Source organism: Streptomyces sp. NPDC050504 (genome assembly GCF_044458065.1).
Taxonomy (GTDB): domain Bacteria; phylum Actinomycetota; class Actinomycetes; order Streptomycetales; family Streptomycetaceae; genus Streptomyces.
Window position 1 is genome coordinate 419,999 of record NZ_JBITHO010000008.1, and the last position, 14,490, is coordinate 434,488.

Annotated in this window: 15 protein-coding genes; 3 read left to right on the forward strand and 12 right to left on the reverse strand. The window is 73.4% G+C overall.

The features are described 5' to 3' along the window. Window positions 1–79: 79 nt before the first annotated feature. From ACIBNE_RS30040 to ACIBNE_RS30050, 3 genes are all read right to left on the reverse strand, one after another. Window positions 80–727 (reverse strand): response regulator, encoded by a 648-nt coding sequence (locus tag ACIBNE_RS30040; RefSeq protein ID WP_399277176.1) that lies wholly within the window; start codon window positions 725–727, stop codon window positions 80–82. 98 nt (window positions 728–825) lie between these two features. Next, entirely contained in the window at window positions 826–2,067 is a 1,242-nt protein-coding gene (macS, locus tag ACIBNE_RS30045; RefSeq protein WP_399277030.1) for a MacS family sensor histidine kinase, read from the reverse strand. A gap of 25 nt (window positions 2,068–2,092) precedes the next feature. Next, window positions 2,093–2,860 carry a lysophospholipid acyltransferase family protein gene (locus tag ACIBNE_RS30050; protein WP_399277178.1) on the reverse strand — a complete coding sequence of 256 codons (768 nt, stop codon included), beginning with the start codon at window positions 2,858–2,860 and terminating at the stop codon, window positions 2,093–2,095. Between the two features lie 251 nt (window positions 2,861–3,111). Between ACIBNE_RS30050 and ACIBNE_RS30055 the strand changes: the two genes are divergently transcribed. Further along, window positions 3,112–3,891, forward strand: coding sequence for an alpha/beta hydrolase (locus tag ACIBNE_RS30055; protein WP_399277032.1), 780 nt, complete (start codon window positions 3,112–3,114; stop codon window positions 3,889–3,891). Next, window positions 3,884–4,543 carry a hypothetical protein gene (locus ACIBNE_RS30060; protein ID WP_399277034.1) on the forward strand — a complete coding sequence of 220 codons (660 nt, stop codon included), beginning with the start codon at window positions 3,884–3,886 and terminating at the stop codon, window positions 4,541–4,543. The genes ACIBNE_RS30055 and ACIBNE_RS30060 overlap by 8 nt, the downstream gene beginning before the upstream one ends. A 60-nt stretch (window positions 4,544–4,603) precedes the next feature. On the opposite strand, the gene ACIBNE_RS30065 is transcribed toward ACIBNE_RS30060, so the two are convergent. From ACIBNE_RS30065 to ACIBNE_RS30100, 8 genes are all read right to left on the reverse strand, one after another. Beyond that, window positions 4,604–5,128: a GNAT family N-acetyltransferase gene (locus tag ACIBNE_RS30065; RefSeq protein ID WP_399277036.1), complete on the reverse strand. Its 525-nt coding sequence runs from the start codon at window positions 5,126–5,128 to the stop codon at window positions 4,604–4,606. Beyond that, on the reverse strand, window positions 5,125–5,655 hold the full coding sequence (locus ACIBNE_RS30070) for an FBP domain-containing protein (RefSeq protein ID WP_399277038.1): 531 nt from the start codon (window positions 5,653–5,655) through the stop codon (window positions 5,125–5,127). The genes ACIBNE_RS30065 and ACIBNE_RS30070 overlap by 4 nt, the downstream gene beginning before the upstream one ends. A gap of 41 nt (window positions 5,656–5,696) precedes the next feature. Beyond that, entirely contained in the window at window positions 5,697–6,476 is a 780-nt protein-coding gene (locus ACIBNE_RS30075; RefSeq protein ID WP_399277039.1) for an endonuclease/exonuclease/phosphatase family protein, read from the reverse strand. A gap of 130 nt (window positions 6,477–6,606) precedes the next feature. Continuing rightward, window positions 6,607–7,548 (reverse strand): ROK family glucokinase, encoded by a 942-nt coding sequence (locus ACIBNE_RS30080; protein ID WP_399277041.1) that lies wholly within the window; start codon window positions 7,546–7,548, stop codon window positions 6,607–6,609. Between the two features lie 102 nt (window positions 7,549–7,650). Next, window positions 7,651–8,136 carry a DUF5304 domain-containing protein gene (locus ACIBNE_RS30085; protein ID WP_399277043.1) on the reverse strand — a complete coding sequence of 162 codons (486 nt, stop codon included), beginning with the start codon at window positions 8,134–8,136 and terminating at the stop codon, window positions 7,651–7,653. Between the two features lie 108 nt (window positions 8,137–8,244). Further along, complete coding sequence (locus ACIBNE_RS30090) at window positions 8,245–9,423, reverse strand: ArsA family ATPase (RefSeq protein ID WP_399277045.1); 1,179 nt, start codon at window positions 9,421–9,423, stop codon at window positions 8,245–8,247. 11 nt (window positions 9,424–9,434) lie between these two features. After that, window positions 9,435–9,902 (reverse strand): SRPBCC family protein, encoded by a 468-nt coding sequence (locus tag ACIBNE_RS30095; protein WP_399277180.1) that lies wholly within the window; start codon window positions 9,900–9,902, stop codon window positions 9,435–9,437. Between the two features lie 104 nt (window positions 9,903–10,006). After that, window positions 10,007–10,783 (reverse strand): metallophosphoesterase, encoded by a 777-nt coding sequence (locus tag ACIBNE_RS30100; protein ID WP_399277047.1) that lies wholly within the window; start codon window positions 10,781–10,783, stop codon window positions 10,007–10,009. 281 nt (window positions 10,784–11,064) lie between these two features. On the opposite strand from ACIBNE_RS30100, the gene ACIBNE_RS30105 reads away from it, so the two are divergent. Then, a complete protein-coding gene (locus ACIBNE_RS30105; RefSeq protein ID WP_399277049.1) occupies window positions 11,065–12,861 on the forward strand; it encodes an AMP-dependent synthetase/ligase in 1,797 nt (598 codons plus the stop codon). On the opposite strand, the gene ACIBNE_RS30110 is transcribed toward ACIBNE_RS30105, so the two are convergent. Next, complete coding sequence (locus ACIBNE_RS30110; RefSeq protein WP_399277051.1) at window positions 12,849–14,483, reverse strand: GMC oxidoreductase; 1,635 nt, start codon at window positions 14,481–14,483, stop codon at window positions 12,849–12,851. The genes ACIBNE_RS30105 and ACIBNE_RS30110 overlap by 13 nt on opposite strands. Window positions 14,484–14,490 lie beyond the last annotated feature (7 nt).

The following is a 14,490-nucleotide window of genomic DNA, read 5'->3' on the forward strand; positions in this document are numbered from 1 at the left end:
GTCACTCCGGGATGGGTGGAACCGTGAATTCCCTTGCGGATCAAGGGGATCGGCGGTCCCGCGCGGCGGGCCGCCGGGCCTACGCGTCGTCCAGGCCGCGCTCGATCGCGTACCGCACGAGCTCCACGCGGTTGTGCAGCTGGAGCTTGCCGAGGGTGTTCTGCACGTGGTTCTGGACGGTGCGGTGCGAGATGACCAGGCGCTCGGCGATCTGCTTGTAGCTGAGTCCCTTGGCGACCAGCCGCAGGACCTCGGTCTCCCGGTCCGTGAGCTGCGGGGCCTTCGGCTCGTCGGCGCCGGCCGCGGGCACGGGCTCGGAGGCGAGCCTGCGGTACTCGCCGAGTACCAGGCCCGCGAGCCCCGGCGTGAAGACGGGGTCGCCCACGGCCGTGCGCCGCACGGCGTCGATCAGCTCCTCGGGGCTCGCCGACTTCAGCAGGTAGCCGGTGGCGCCCGACTTCACCGCCTCCAGGACGTCCGCGTGCTCCCCGCTGGCGGACAGCACCAGGACCCGCAGCCGGGGGTCGGTGCCGACCAGCTCCTTGCAGACCTGGACGCCGGGCAGGCCCGGCAGGTTCAGGTCGAGGACCAGCACGTCGGGCGAGACGGCCGTCGCCCTGCGGACCGCCTGCGGGCCGTCGCCCGCCGTCGCGACCACGTCGAACCCGGCCTCGGCCAGGTCGCGGGCCACCGCGTTGCGCCACATCGGGTGGTCGTCGACCACCATCACCCGGATCGCGGGCCGGTCCTCCCCGGCCGCTCCGCCGCCCGTACCCACACCCGTACCGACGCCCGTACCGCCGCCCGCCGTGCCGCTCGTCCCGCTCATCGTCCGGAAACCGCCTTCCCCCGTGGAACCTTCAACTCGACTTCGGTGCCCTGGCCCGGGACCGAGATCAGCTCGGCCGTACCGCCGAGATCGCGCAGCCTGCCCCTGATCGAGAGCGCGACGCCCATCCGGCCCTCGCCCTCCGCCTGGGCGAGCCTGCCCTCCGGGATGCCGGGGCCGTCGTCCCTGACGGTCACGATCACCTCGTCGGGCCAGTCCTCGACCAGGATCCAGGCGCGGGCCTCCTCGCCCGCGTGCACCCGGACATTGTCCAGGGCGGCACTGACGGCGGCGGCCAGCTCCTTCGCCGCCGCCGGGGCGAGCAGCACGGGGGCGCCCGGCTCGGAGAACGTCACCTTCGCCCCGGCGTGCGGGGCGAGCAGCGCGCGCAGGTCGCACGGACCGGCGGCGGCCGGGTCGTCGTGCCCGTCGGGCCCGTCGTGCTCGTCGGCCACCTCGACGGTGCGGACCACCGCGCCCTGCGAGAGGTCCTCCGAGGTGCGCGAGGTGGGCACCAGGCCGCTGGAGACCAGGGTGCGCAGCGCCACCTCCTGCTCCCCCGCCATCCGGCCCAGCTCGGCGGCCTCGCCGCCCAGCGCCGTGCCCCTGCGCTGCACCATGGCCAGGACCTGGAGGACGCTGTCGTGGATGTCGCGCGCCAGGCGCTCCCGCTCGCGGGTCGCCGCCTCGATCTCCAGGGCGCGGGCCAGGGTCCGCTCGGAGGCGCGGGCGACCTCGACGATGTAGCCGATGGCGATGGAGGCGATCCACACCAGCAGGACGTTGTGGAAGGTGTCCCTGCTGGGCTCGCCGCGCTCGATGATGTTGGCGACGGCGACCAGCGAGGACGCGAACCCGGCCCAGCGCCAGCCGCCCTTGATGGCGAAGGCCAGCACGGACCCGGCGGTCCAGATGGTCGGCAGCGTCGGGCCGTCGAAGGTCTGGGCGTCCACGTCGGCGACGGGCGTGAGCAGGATGCCCACCAGGGCGATGGTCAGGTCGACGCCGAGGAAGCGCTTGGTGCAGGCGGCCGCGTTCGCGACCTTGGGGAGGGTCGCCAGGGTCCACACCGCGATCACCGCGAGCACCGCGACGCCCACCCAGGGCCGTTCGAACTTCTCCCGGTGCAGGATGAAGATCACCACCGCGTACCCGGTCGTCAGGACGCGGTACCCGGCCAGGGCGCGCCACAGCGGCAGCTCCACCGACATGCGCACGACGCGCTCGCGCTTCGCCATTCTCCCCACCCCCACAGCGACGCGGTCAGGCCGCGGGCCGTTCCCCCGCGTCCTGGGCACCCTCGGCGTCCTTGGTGCCCTCGGCGCCCTTGGCCGCCTTCTCCGCGGCCTTCGCCGCCTTCTCGGCCTCGGCGATCTGGCGCTTGGCCGCGGTCGCGTAGATGTCCACGTACTCCTGGCCGGAGAGCTTCATGATCTCGTACATGACCTCGTCGGTCACCGAGCGCAGGATGAAGCGGTCGCCGTCCATGCCGTGGTACCGGCTGAAGTCCAGCGGCTTGCCGATCTTGATCCCGGGGCGCATCAGCTTCGGGACGACCTTGCCGGGCGGCTGGATCTTCTCGGTGTCGATCATGGCGACGGGGATGACCGGCGCCCCGGTCGCCAGCGCCACGCGCGCGAGGCCGCCGGGCTTGCCCCGGTAGAGCCGGCCGTCGGGCGAGCGGGTGCCCTCCGGGTAGATGCCGAAGAGCCCGCCGCCCTCGATGACCTCGATGCCCGCGCGGATGGCCGCCTCGCCCGCGCCGCGGACGCCGGAGCGGTCCACCGGGAGCTGGCCGACGCCCTTGAAGAAGGCCGCGGTGAGCTTGCCCTTCACGCCGGGCGAGGTGAAGTACTCGGACTTGGCGATGAAGGTGACCTTGCGGTCGAGCACCGCGGGCAGGAAGAAGGAGTCCGAGAAGGAGAGGTGGTTGCTGGCGAGGATCGCGGGACCCTCGGCGGGCACGTTCTCCAGGCCCTCCACCCAGGGGCGGAAGGCAAGCTTCAGCGACCCTCCGATGGAGAACTTCATGGCGCCGTAGATCACTCGCTTGCCTTCCTCAGGTCCGTCGAACAGACCTTAACCCGATCGTGGCCCCCGCTCCCCCTTTGGATGACGTCAGCGAGCCGGTGGGAGCCTGGTCGGTGCCAGTCCGCTCGCGTACGGTGAAGACACAGCTTTCCGCTGCTGTTTCCCTTCGCGGTTCCCGCTTCGCCTTTCTTCCCCAGTTCCTCCTTCCCGTACTTCTTCCAGCCGTTCCACCTCACGAACAGGAGACCCCGGTGCCGGTCCTTCCCGGAGCCGAGCCGTACCGCCACGAGGGCGGAGAGGTCGGCGTCCTCCTCTGCCACGGATTCACCGGTTCCCCGCAGTCGCTGCGCCCCTGGGCCGAGTACCTGGCCGAGCGCGGTCTGACCGTGTCGCTGCCCCTGCTGCCTGGGCACGGCACGCGCTGGCAGGACATGGCCGTCACCGGCTGGCAGGACTGGTACGCGGAGGTCGACCGCGAGCTGCGCGGCCTCCAGGAGCGCTGCTCGCAGGTCTTCGTCTTCGGCCTCTCGATGGGCGGGGCGCTGACCCTGCGGCTGGCGGCCAAGCACGGCGAAGCGGTCTCCGGCATCGTGGTCGTCAACCCGGCGAACAAGGTGCACGGCCTGGCGGCGCACGCCCTGCCCGTCGTACGCCATCTGGTCCCCACCACCAAGGGCGTGGCGAGCGACATCGCCAAGGAGGGCGTCGAGGAGGTCGGGTACGACCGGGTGCCGCTGCACGCCGCGCACTCGCTGCGGCAGTTCCTGCGGCTGGTCGACGGCGAGCTGCCGCAGGTCACCCAGCCGATGGTGGTGCTGCACAGCCCGCAGGACCACGTGGTGCCGCCGGTCGACACCGCCCGGGTCCTCAGCCGCGTCTCCTCGTCGGATGTCAAGGAGATCGTGCTGGAACAGAGCTACCACGTCGCGACGTTGGACCACGATGCGGAGCGGATTTTCGACGAGAGCCACGCGTTCATCTGCCGCCTCGCTCCGAGCATCGGGAAGAAGGGGAGCACGAGCGGTGGCTGAGCCTGAGCAGCACGACGCGCACGAACCGGACCGGGAGCGCGCGCGGGAGCGCGAGCCGGAGAGCGTCACCGGCGGCGGCGCGGACCTGGGCGCCAAGGACGGCGTGGGCGGCGGGCCCGAGCCGCAGCCGATCGACGAGGACGCGGCCTGGGCCGCGATCGTCGCGGGGTACGGCGAGGAGCCCGCGGACCCGCCGGGCGCGAAGCCGTTCAAGTCGGTGGAGGACCTGGCGCTGCTGGAGCCGGACGAGCTGAACGGCGAGGAGGGCGCGAAGGCGAAGGACCGCCCGAAGCCGCCGGAGAAGCCGCTCGGCAGCTCGGTGGTCTTCGCCCCCGGCGTGGGCGGGCCGCGCGACTACGAGGTGGCCCAGCCCAAGGACGACGACCTCGACGGGAGCGACGAGGGGCACTTCGTGCCGCCGGAGCCCCCGCCGCTGCCCGAGGCCGACGTCACGGCGAAGTTCGCCTGGCTCGCGGTGATCGGCGGACCGGTGCTCATGCTGCTCGCGGTGCTGTTCCGCTGGGAGCTCACGTGGTGGCTGACCACGGTGTGCATCGGCGGCTTCCTGGGCGGCTTCGCGACGCTGGTGGCCCGGATGAAGAGCGACGACGACGAGGACTACGACGACCCGGGGCGGGGCGCGGTGGTCTGAGCGCCGGTGTCCGGGCCCGCCCGCCCTTCCCGGGCGGGCGGGCCCACCGCCGTACGGGCGTCAGACGACCGTGCGCCGGTAGACCTGGCGCGAGCCGCCCTCGGGGCCGGGCCCGGCCGCCTCGCCCGGGGTGAAGCCCAGGCGCTCGTAGAAGACCCGGGCCCCGCTGGTCACCGCGCCGGGGTGGTCGGCCCCGAAGGTGATCACCTCAACGACCGCGGGGCCCGTCACGTACCTGCGCACGGCGTCGTCGACGAGCGCGCGCCCCGCGCCCGTGCCGCGCGCCCGCTCGGCGACGACCAGCCAGTGCAGGTGGTACGTCGCAGCGCCCTCGCCCTCGCCCCCGCCGTCTCCCCCGCCCGCGTCCGCGCCCGCGTCCGCCCCGAACAGCAGGCCGCCGAGGAGCCCGGCGCCCGGCCGGGCGCCGGGCTCCTGTGCGACGAGGGCGGCCGACCCCCGGATGCTCCCGCGCACCGCGTCGTGGAAGCCGGGCTCCTCGACCATGGCGCCGAACCAGTGCTCGACCTCGGCGGCGAGGGCGAGGAAGCCGGGGAAGTCCGCTTCGACCGCGGGCCGGACGATCATGCCGCCGCGCCGCCGTTCCCGTCCCGGCCCCCGACCACCTTCGCCACGAAGGCTTCGAGGTTGCCCAGCATGCGGGCGATCCGCTCCTCGGTCGTCAGGCTCTCCTCGTACCGCCCGGTGCGCAGCTTGGGCTGCCGCTTGCCCCGTACGTACAGGGAGCAGGCCAGGTCCGCGCAGACGTAGATGCCGACGGTGTCGCCCGAGCGGCCCCTGGGGCCCGCGAGCGGGGCCGCGAGGAGGGTGACGCCGGACGAGGCGTGGCCGGTGTAGCAGAGCTGGCAGATGCTGGACTTCACCGCGCTGGTGCGGGTGGCGCCCGGGACCCGCAGGCCGATGCCGAGCGGCCCTTCGGGGCCCGCCAGCACGAGGTGCGCGCGCAGCGGCGCGCCCGGGTCGATCCAGCCGAGGAAGTCCAGGTCGTCCCAGGGGAGTTCGGCGAAGTCGAGGGGTAGTTTCAGGCGGGCCGCCTCGCCCTTCGTGGAGTTCACGAAGGAGGCGCGGATCTGCTTCTCGCTGAGCGGTTTCACGGGGGTCGACCGTACGTGGCGTGCGGCGCGCCCGCATCCGGTTATCGGCCTGCGGGCGCGGTGGCCGCGGGCACCCGGAGGGCGGCGAGGACCGGGAGGTGGTCCGTCGCGGCGCGCAGGTCCGCCTCCGAGATGCCGGGCAGGCCGTGCGGCACGCCGCAGCCCAGCACCTCCACTCCCCCGGTCGCGAGGACCGCGTCGATGCGCTGGTGGGGGTCGGCTGGGGTCGAGGTGTGCTCGCCGCCCCAGGGGCGTACCGCCCAGCAGTCCTGGAGCTCGCCCGCGAGCCGGCGGAACGTGCGGCCGCCGGGCCGTTCGTTGAGGTCGCCCGCGACGAGCGCGTGCTCCGTGCCCAGCGCCTCCAGCCGGTCGAGCAGCATGCCCGCCTGGGCGTACCGCTCGTCGGTCTGGAGGCTGAGGTGGCAGCTGAGCAGGCCGATGCGGGTGCCCGCGACGCGGACGACGGCGGTGGCGAAGCCGCGGCGGTGCAGGCCGGGGGTGAGCGGGAGGAGCACGTCCTCGGTGCGTTCGACGCCCACCCGCAGCGAGCACAGCAGCATCGGGCCCGTGGCGGTGGCGCCGCCCGTGAGGACGTAGAGGCCGCTCTTGGCGGCGAGGCGGGCGGCGTGCTTGCGCCAGCGGAAGAAGCGGGGGGCCTCTTGGAGGAAGACGAGGTCGGGTTCGCAGGCGCGGATGACGCGGGCGATGGCGTCCTCGTCGTCGCGCATCGAGCGGATGTTGTAGCTGAGGACCCTCAGGACCGCGGAGCCGTCGGGGTCGGTGCGGGAAGGGGGCAGCGGAGGAAGGTGCGCGGCGACCATGGGGATCAAGATACGGCGCCGGGGCGGGAGTTGGGGGTGCGGCGCGGGCGGGCCCGGTGGGCGGGTGCCGGGTCAGGACCGCTCCCGCGCGGTTCCCCGCGCCCCCGGGAGGGGGCGCGGGGAACTCCCGTTACCCCTGCCTCGCCAGGTCAGCCGCGCCCACCAGGCCGGCCTTGTTGCCGAGCTGCGCCGCCAGGACCTGCGCGTGCGGGCGCCACTGCCCGCCGATCAGCCACCGCCGGAACGACTTCCGGATCGGATCGAGCACCAGCTCGCCCTCGTCCGACACGCCGCCGCCCACGATGAACGCCGACGGGTCGAAGAGCGACGCCAGGTCCGCCAGGCCCGCGCCCGCCCAGCGCGCCAGCTCCCGGAAGGAGTCGACGGCCACCGGGTCGCCCTGTCGGGCGGCGGCGGAGACGTGCTTGCCCTCGATGCCGTCGGGCGTGCCGTCGCCGAGCCCGAGCAGGATCTCCGCGTTCTCCGGCGTCGCGTGGGCGCGCTGCTTCGCGTACCGCACGAGGGCGCGCCCCGACGCGTACTGCTCCCAGCAGCCCTGGCTGCCGCAGCCGCACAGCAGCCCGTCCGGGACGACCCGGACGTGCCCGAACTCCGCCGCGACGCCGAAGCGCCCGCGCCGCAGCTTGTTGCCGATGATGATGCCGCCGCCCAGGCCCGTGCCGAGCGTGATGCAGATGACGTCGTCGTGGCCCTGGCCCGCGCCGAACCTGTACTCGCCCCAGGCCGCGGCGTTCGCGTCGTTCTCCACCACGACGGGGAGGCCGACGCGCTGCTCGACCTTGTCCTTCAGCGGCTCGTGGCGCCAGTCGATGTTGGGGGCGAAGAGCACCGTCGCGCGCTTGTCGTCGACGTAGCCCGCCGCGCCGATGCCGACGGCCTCGATGTCACTGCCGTCGCCGGCGCCGGCGACCGCGGTGCAGATCGCGTCCACGATGCCCTCGGGGGTTCCCGGGGTGGGCACCTTGTGGGTGGAGAGGATCCGGCCCTCCTCGTCGACCACTCCGGCCGCGATCTTCGTACCGCCGATGTCGACGCCGATGGTGAGTCCCATGTGTCCCTCAGTTTTCGGTCGAGCCCCGCTGCGGCCAACCGTACCCGAGCGAGCGGGCCCTCCCGCGGTCCGTCTCGGGGACCGGCGCCCCGAGTCCGCGCCTCAGTCGAGGTCGATGGGCTCGCCCGGTCCCTGGCCCTCGTCCTTCCCCGCGGAGGGGTCGGCGGACGGGTCAGCCGACGGGGCGGCCGAGTCCGTCCGGCCGGCGGGCGTGGCGCGCTCCTCGCCCTGCGTCCAGCGGCGCTCGTGCCCCTCGACGGCCGAGCGGTAGGCCGCCAGCAGTTCACCGCCCGCCTGGGCGAGGTGGTCGAAGACCTCGGGGTTGCGCCTGACGACCGGCTCGACGGCCGACTTGGCCTGGTTGATCAGCTGGTTGACCATGCCCGTCGCGGCCATCCCGGGCAGGCTCGACTGGAACGCGGCGAGCTTGTCCGTGACGGCCTCGGCCAGCTTGCGCAGCTCCTCGGCGGCCGAGCCGGGCGGCGGCCCGTACTGCGCGCGGCGCCTGGCCCTCTCCGCCTCCAGGTCCTCGGCGCAGGCGCTGGCCCAGGCGTCGGAGTCGACGGGGCGGTCGGTGGCTTCGCTCATTGCGGGCTCCTGCGCGGCGGGTGTGCGGTGGACGTGTCGCGGCCGGGCGGCCGTCGCCCGCGGAGTGCGGGCCGTACCACCGACGTTACCCGAACGGCCGTATGCCGTTCAGGGCGTACGGGGCCACTGCCCGGGGTCGGGCCTGAACCGCACGCTCAGGACGCCGTCCGCGAGCCCCGCGCCCGCGACGTCGCAGCGGCGCAGCGCGGACGGCAGCGGCAGGACTCGGCGGAAGCGGCCGACGGTGAGCAGCAGTTCGTCGCCCTTGCGGACCAGGCCGAGGTCGGACTTGACCGCGCCGGGCAGCGGGATCCGCCAGACCAGGAGGCCGTCGGCGGCGCGCCGGTCCTCGACGGTGGAGCGGACGGGCGCGGCGGGCGCGGGCTCGCCGGGGTCGAGGAGCGCCAGGTCCTCGGGGCCGCGCGGGTCGCGCCCCAGGTGCGGCACCTCGTGCACGGGTCCGGCGAGCTCCTTGGCGTACGCCTGCTGCTGTGCGGCGAGGCCGGCGAGCCAGGGGTCGGGCGAGCCGGTCGGCAGCATCCGGTTGGCGAGGACGGCCTCGACGGCGAGGCCGTGCAGGGCGAGGCCGGTGCGGGCGGCGCGCAGGGCGCGCGCGGCGGCGGGGCCCGGTTCGGCGACGAGGCGCAGGGAGGTGGTGGGCGCCTCGACGACGGCCTGGACCGCGGCCAGCTCGTCCGCCCAGCGCGCGGCGGTCCCGTAGAGCCACTGGGCGGGCATCGGGACCCCGGCGAGCTGGGCGAGCATCGGGCGCAGGGCGCGCGCGGCCTGCCGCTCGGGCGGCAGCAGCCTGCGCAGGTAGCGGCGGAGCTGTTCGGGCAGCGCGAGGGTGGCGAGGGTGTCGTGGACCGGCGGCAGGTCGACGACGACCAGGTCGTGGCCCGAGCCGGGGGCGGCCCGCAGGGCGCGCAGCAGGGCGAGCCGGTCCGCGCCGGGCAGCTCGGTCAGCTCCTCGCCTTCGAGGCGGTCGGCGCCGACCAGGTCGAGCAGGGCCGCGCCGCGCTCCTGGAGGGCGAGCAGGTCCGTGCGGAACTGGGCGCCGGAGTCGATGCGCGCGGCCCACAGGCCGGGCGCCGCCTCGACCGGTTCGCCCCAGGGCCCGTCCTGGGCCCCGGGGAGCGGGACGGCGAGCACGTCGGCCGGCGAGTCGCCGGGGTCGGCGCAGAGCAGCAGCACGCGCTCGCCGCGCCGGGCGGCGGCGAGCGCGGTGGCGGCCGCGAGGGTGGTACGGCCCGCACCGCCGAGTCCGGTGACCAGGACCGTACGCATCGGTGCGGCCCCTACGCCCTGGGGTCCGACTCGACCGGCTTGGGGCCCGACTCGACGCGCTTCTTCAGCCCGGCGAGCGCGCGGTCGATGATGACCTTCTCGGCCTTGCGCTTGATCATGCCGAGCATGGGGATCTTGACGTCGACGGTCAGCCGGTAGGTGACCTCGGTGCGGTCGCCGCCGACGGGCGCGAGCCGGTAGGAGCCGTCCAGGGAGCGGAGCATCTGGGACTTGACCAGGGTCCAGCTGACCTCGTTCTCACCGGTCCAGGTGTACGCGAGGGTGTGGTCGTCCTTGATGGCGCCCGCGTCGAGCACCAGCCTGACCTTCTCGGCGCGGCCCCGGTCGTCGGCGGCCAGCACCTCGGCCAGCTTCACCTCGCCGGTCCACTCGGGGTAGCGCGCGAAGTCGGCGATCACTCCCATGACGTCGGCGGGTGCCGCCTCGATCGTGATGCTCGAACTGGTGTGTTCCGCCATCGCCATGGCTCCTCATGGTCCGGTCGTCGTCCAGCCCGGTCGTCCGCTGGGCATCTGGATGTGCGGCTGGGTGTGCAGCGTGCAGGCTATCGCGTGTGCGCGGGTCACCATTCCAGGGCCCAGGGCCGTCCGGTCGCCGCGAAATGCCCGACGTTCACGCACTCCGTGGCGCCGATGCGCATGCGGCGGGCGAGTGGCTGGTGGACGTGGCCGAAGAGCGCGTACCTGGGGCGCGTGCGGCGGACGGCGTCCAGGAGGGCGCGGCTGCCGCGTTCGAAGCGGCGGGCGACGGTGTCGTAGGTCAGTTCGGGGACGTCCGGCGGGATGTGCGAGCACAGGACGTCGACCTCGCCGAGCGCCTCGACCTTGGCGGCGTACTCCTCGTCGGAGATCTCGTACGGGGTGCGCATCGGGGTGCGCAGGCCGCCGCCGACGAAGCCGAAGACGAGGCCGCCGATCTCGGCGCGTTCGCCGTCCAGGACGGTGGTGCCCGGGGCGGCGTACTCCGGCCACAGGTCCGGCATGTCGACGTTGCCGTAGGTGGCGTACGTCGGAGCGGGGAAGGCCGCGAAGAGTTCGGCGTACTGCCTGCGGACGGCCGCCTCGATGGCGCTCGCCTTCTCCACGCCCCGGGCCGTCAGCCCGGCCCAGAGCTCGCGCCCCAGGTCACGGGCCTCGTCGAAGCGGCGCGCCGTGCGCAGCTCGACGAGCCGGTCGGCGTTCTCGGTGCCGAAGAGGTCGGGGAAGATGCCGCGCGAGTGGTCGGCGTAGTCCAGGAAGAGGACCAGGTCGCCCAGACAGATCAGTGCGTCGGCGCCGTCCCCCGCACGGGCGAGGTCCTCGGCGTTCCCGTGCACGTCACTGACCACGTTCACTCGCATGCCGATCACCCTAGGCGGCCCGGGGGTGACTGGATAGAGGGGGCCGGACCTGCGGTTACTTCCGAGTCGCCGAAGGGGTCGACTACTGTTCCCGATGCACCGCCACAATCGTGTGACGCAGAGAACATCTGGCCAGGACCCCCTATCGGTAAGTGAGTACTGGTGGGTAACGTCCGGGCAGTCCAGTCGTGCTCTACCCCCACTGAGCACCTGCCCGACCTTGGACCGCAGCCGGTGGAACACAGAGCCGTGGCGCCGGCGCCCGATGAGGAGCAGCAGTCTTGCGCGAGTTCAGCCTTCCGGCCCTGTACGAGGTCCCCTCGGACGGCAACCTGACGGATCTCATCCGCCGCAACGCCTCTCAGCACCCGGACGTGGCGGTGATGAGCCGCAAGGTCGCCGGCGCCTGGGCCGACGTCACCGCCAAGCAGTTCCTCGCCGAGGTCCGCGGGGTCGCCAAGGGCCTGATCGCCTCCGGCGTCGAGCCGGGCGACCGGGTCGCCCTGCTGTCGCGCACCCGCTACGAGTGGGTGCTCTTCGACTTCGCGATCTGGAGCGCGGGCGCGGTGACCGTGCCGGTGTACGAGACCAGCTCGCCCGAGCAGATCCAGTGGATCCTCGGCGACTCCGGCACCCGGGTGTGCGTCGTGGAGTCGGCGGCGCACGCGGCGTCGGTGGAGTCCGTGCGCGGCGCCCTGCCCGCCCTGGAGGGCGTCTGGGAGCTGGAGGGCGACGCGGTGCGGCGGCTGACGGCCGCGGGCGGCGACGTGCCGGACGCGCTGCTGGACGAGCGGATGTCCTCGGCGCACGCGGACGACCCGGCGACGATCGTCTACACCTCGGGCACGACGGGCCGCCCGAAGGGCTGCGTGCTCACCCACCGCTCGTTCTTCGCGGAGTGCGGCAACGTCGTGGAGCGCCTGAAGCCGCTCTTCCGTACGGGCGAGTGCTCGGTGCTGCTCTTCCTCCCGGCCGCGCACGTCTTCGGGCGGCTGGTGGAGGTCGCGTCGGTGATGGCGCCGATCAAGCTGGGCTGCGTGCCGGACATCAAGAACCTCACCGACGACCTGGCGTCCTTCAGGCCGACGCTGATCCTCGGCGTGCCGCGGGTCTTCGAGAAGGTCTACAACTCGGCGCGCGCCAAGGCGCAGGCCGACGGCAAGGGCAAGATCTTCGACAGGGCCGCGCACACCGCCATCGCGTACAGCCGGGCGATCTCCACGCCCGCGGGCCCGTCCTTCGGGCTGCGGCTCAAGCACAAGGTCTACGACAAGCTGGTCTTCTCCAAGCTGCGCGCGGTGCTCGGCGGGCGCGGCGAGTACGCGATCTCCGGCGGCGCGCCGCTGGGCGAGCGCCTGGGCCACTTCTTCCGGGGCATCGGCTTCACGGTCCTGGAGGGCTACGGCCTGACCGAGTCGTGCGCGGCGACCGCGTTCAACCCGTGGGACCGGCAGAAGATCGGTACGGTCGGGCAGCCGCTGCCGGGCTCCGTGGTGCGGATCGCGGACGACGGGGAGGTGCTGCTGCACGGCGAGCACCTGTTCACGGGCTACTGGAACAACCCGGCGGCGACCGCCGAGGCGCTGGCCGACGGCTGGTTCCACACCGGGGACATCGGCACCCTGGACGAGGACGGCTACCTCGCGATCACGGGCCGCAAGAAGGAGATCCTGGTGACGGCGGGCGGCAAGAACGTCGCGCCCGCGGTGATCGAGGACCGGATCAGGGCGCACGCGCTGGTCGGCGAGTGCATGGTGGTCGGCGACGGGCGGCCGTTCGTCGGCGCGCTGATCACGCTGGACGAGGAGTTCCTGGGGCGCTGGGCGGTCGAGCACGGCAAGCCCGCGGGGGCGGACGCGGCGACGCTGCGCGACGACCCGGAGCTGCTGGCCGAGGTGCAGCGGGCGGTGGACGACGGGAACGCGGCGGTCTCAAAGGCGGAATCGGTGCGGAAATTCCGCGTGCTCACCTCCCAGTTCACGGAGGAGGCGGGGCACATCACCCCGTCCCTGAAGCTGAAGCGCAACGTGGTGGCGAAGGACTTCGCCGACGAGATCGAGGCGATCTACCGGGCGTAGGCGTCCGGTACGTCCTCCGCGATGACGCGCGCCATGGTCCGCTCGGCGAGGGCGGTGATGGTGACCAGCGGGTTGACGCCGATGGAGCCCGGGACCAGGGCCCCGTCGGTGACGTACAGCCCGGGGCAGCCCTTGACCCGGCCGTAGTCGTCGGTGGCCTCGCCGAGCACGCAGCCGCCGAGCGGGTGGTAGGTGAAGCTCGCCTGGAAGGGCTTGTTGTCGCCGAACAGGTCGTACCGGTAGATCGTGACGTTCTTGCGGTTGATGCGGTCGAAGAGCGACTTGGCGGCGGTGACCGAGGGCTCGCTCTGGGACGCGGTCCAGTTCAGCCGCGCCGAGTCGGTGGCCGCGTCGTAGCGGAAGGTGCCGCGCTCGGGGTTCTTGGTGATCGCGAGGTAGAGGCTGGCCCAGGTCTCGATGCCGGTGGGCAGCGGGGCGATCTCCGCGAAGACCGGGTGGGTGGGGTTGTCCCAGTCGTCGATGCCCATGACGGGCACGGTCGACTGGTTGACGCCCGTGGTGTCCCAGATGTGGTTGGCGCGGCCGGTCATGACGTTGCCGTTGGTGCCCCAGTTGGTGCCGACGCGCTCGCTGAGCGCGGGCAGGGCGCCGGTCTCCCTGGCCCGTACGAGGAGTTCGGTGGTGCCGACGCTGCCCGCGCCGAGGAAGAGCCGGTCGCAGCTGATCTCGCGGACGGCGGTGACCCGGCCCGCCGCGTCGGTCACCTCGGCGGTGACGACGTAGGTGCCGCCGGGCCCCCGGTGGATCGCCCTGGCGCGGTGCAGGGTCTCGATGGTGACGCGGCCGGTGCCGAGGGCGGCGGCGAGGTAGCTCTTGTCGAGGCTCCGCTTGCCGTGGTTGTTGCCGTAGAGCAGTTCGCCGCCGAGCGCGGACCTCGGGGCCTGCCCGTCCGCCTCGCGGCGCATGTGCCCGAAGTCGTACACGTTGGGCACGAAGACGGTCTTGAGGCCGGTGTTGTGGGCGTGCGCGCGGGAGACGCGGCTGAAGCGGTACCACTCGGTCGACTCGAACCACGCCTGGTCCATGGTGTTGACGCCGAGGGTGCGCAGAGCGCGCGGGTAGTGGGTGGCGTACATCTCGGCGGCGTCGACGCGCGGCAGCACCTCGGAGAAGTACGCGCGGGACGGGACCACGGACATGCCGCCGTTGACCAGGGAGCCGCCGCCGACCCCGCGGCCCAGGTAGACGGACATGTCGCCGTAGTTCACCCGGTCGAGTACGCCGGGGTAGGGGTTGATGTCCTTGTTGATGTCGAACCAGAGGAAGGTCGCGAGCGGGGCCTCGGTGCGGGTGCGGAACCACATGGAGCGGTGGTCGGGGGCGGTGATGGGACAGAAGACCTTGCCGTCGGGGCCGGGGGTGTTCCAGAGGCGGCCCATCTCCAGGACGGTGGTGCGGACGCCGGCCTCGGCGAGGCGCAGGGCGGCGACGGAGGCGCCGTAGCCGGAGCCTATGACGAGGGCGGGGGCGTGGTCGGGGGGCGTGGTCGCCGCGTCGGCCGCTCGGGCGGGGGCGAGGGTGATGCGGGTCGCGCCGATGGCGGCGGCGGTCTGGAGGGCGGCGAGGCCCAGAAGGTGACGACGCGTCAGGTTTCTTGTCATGTGCGGA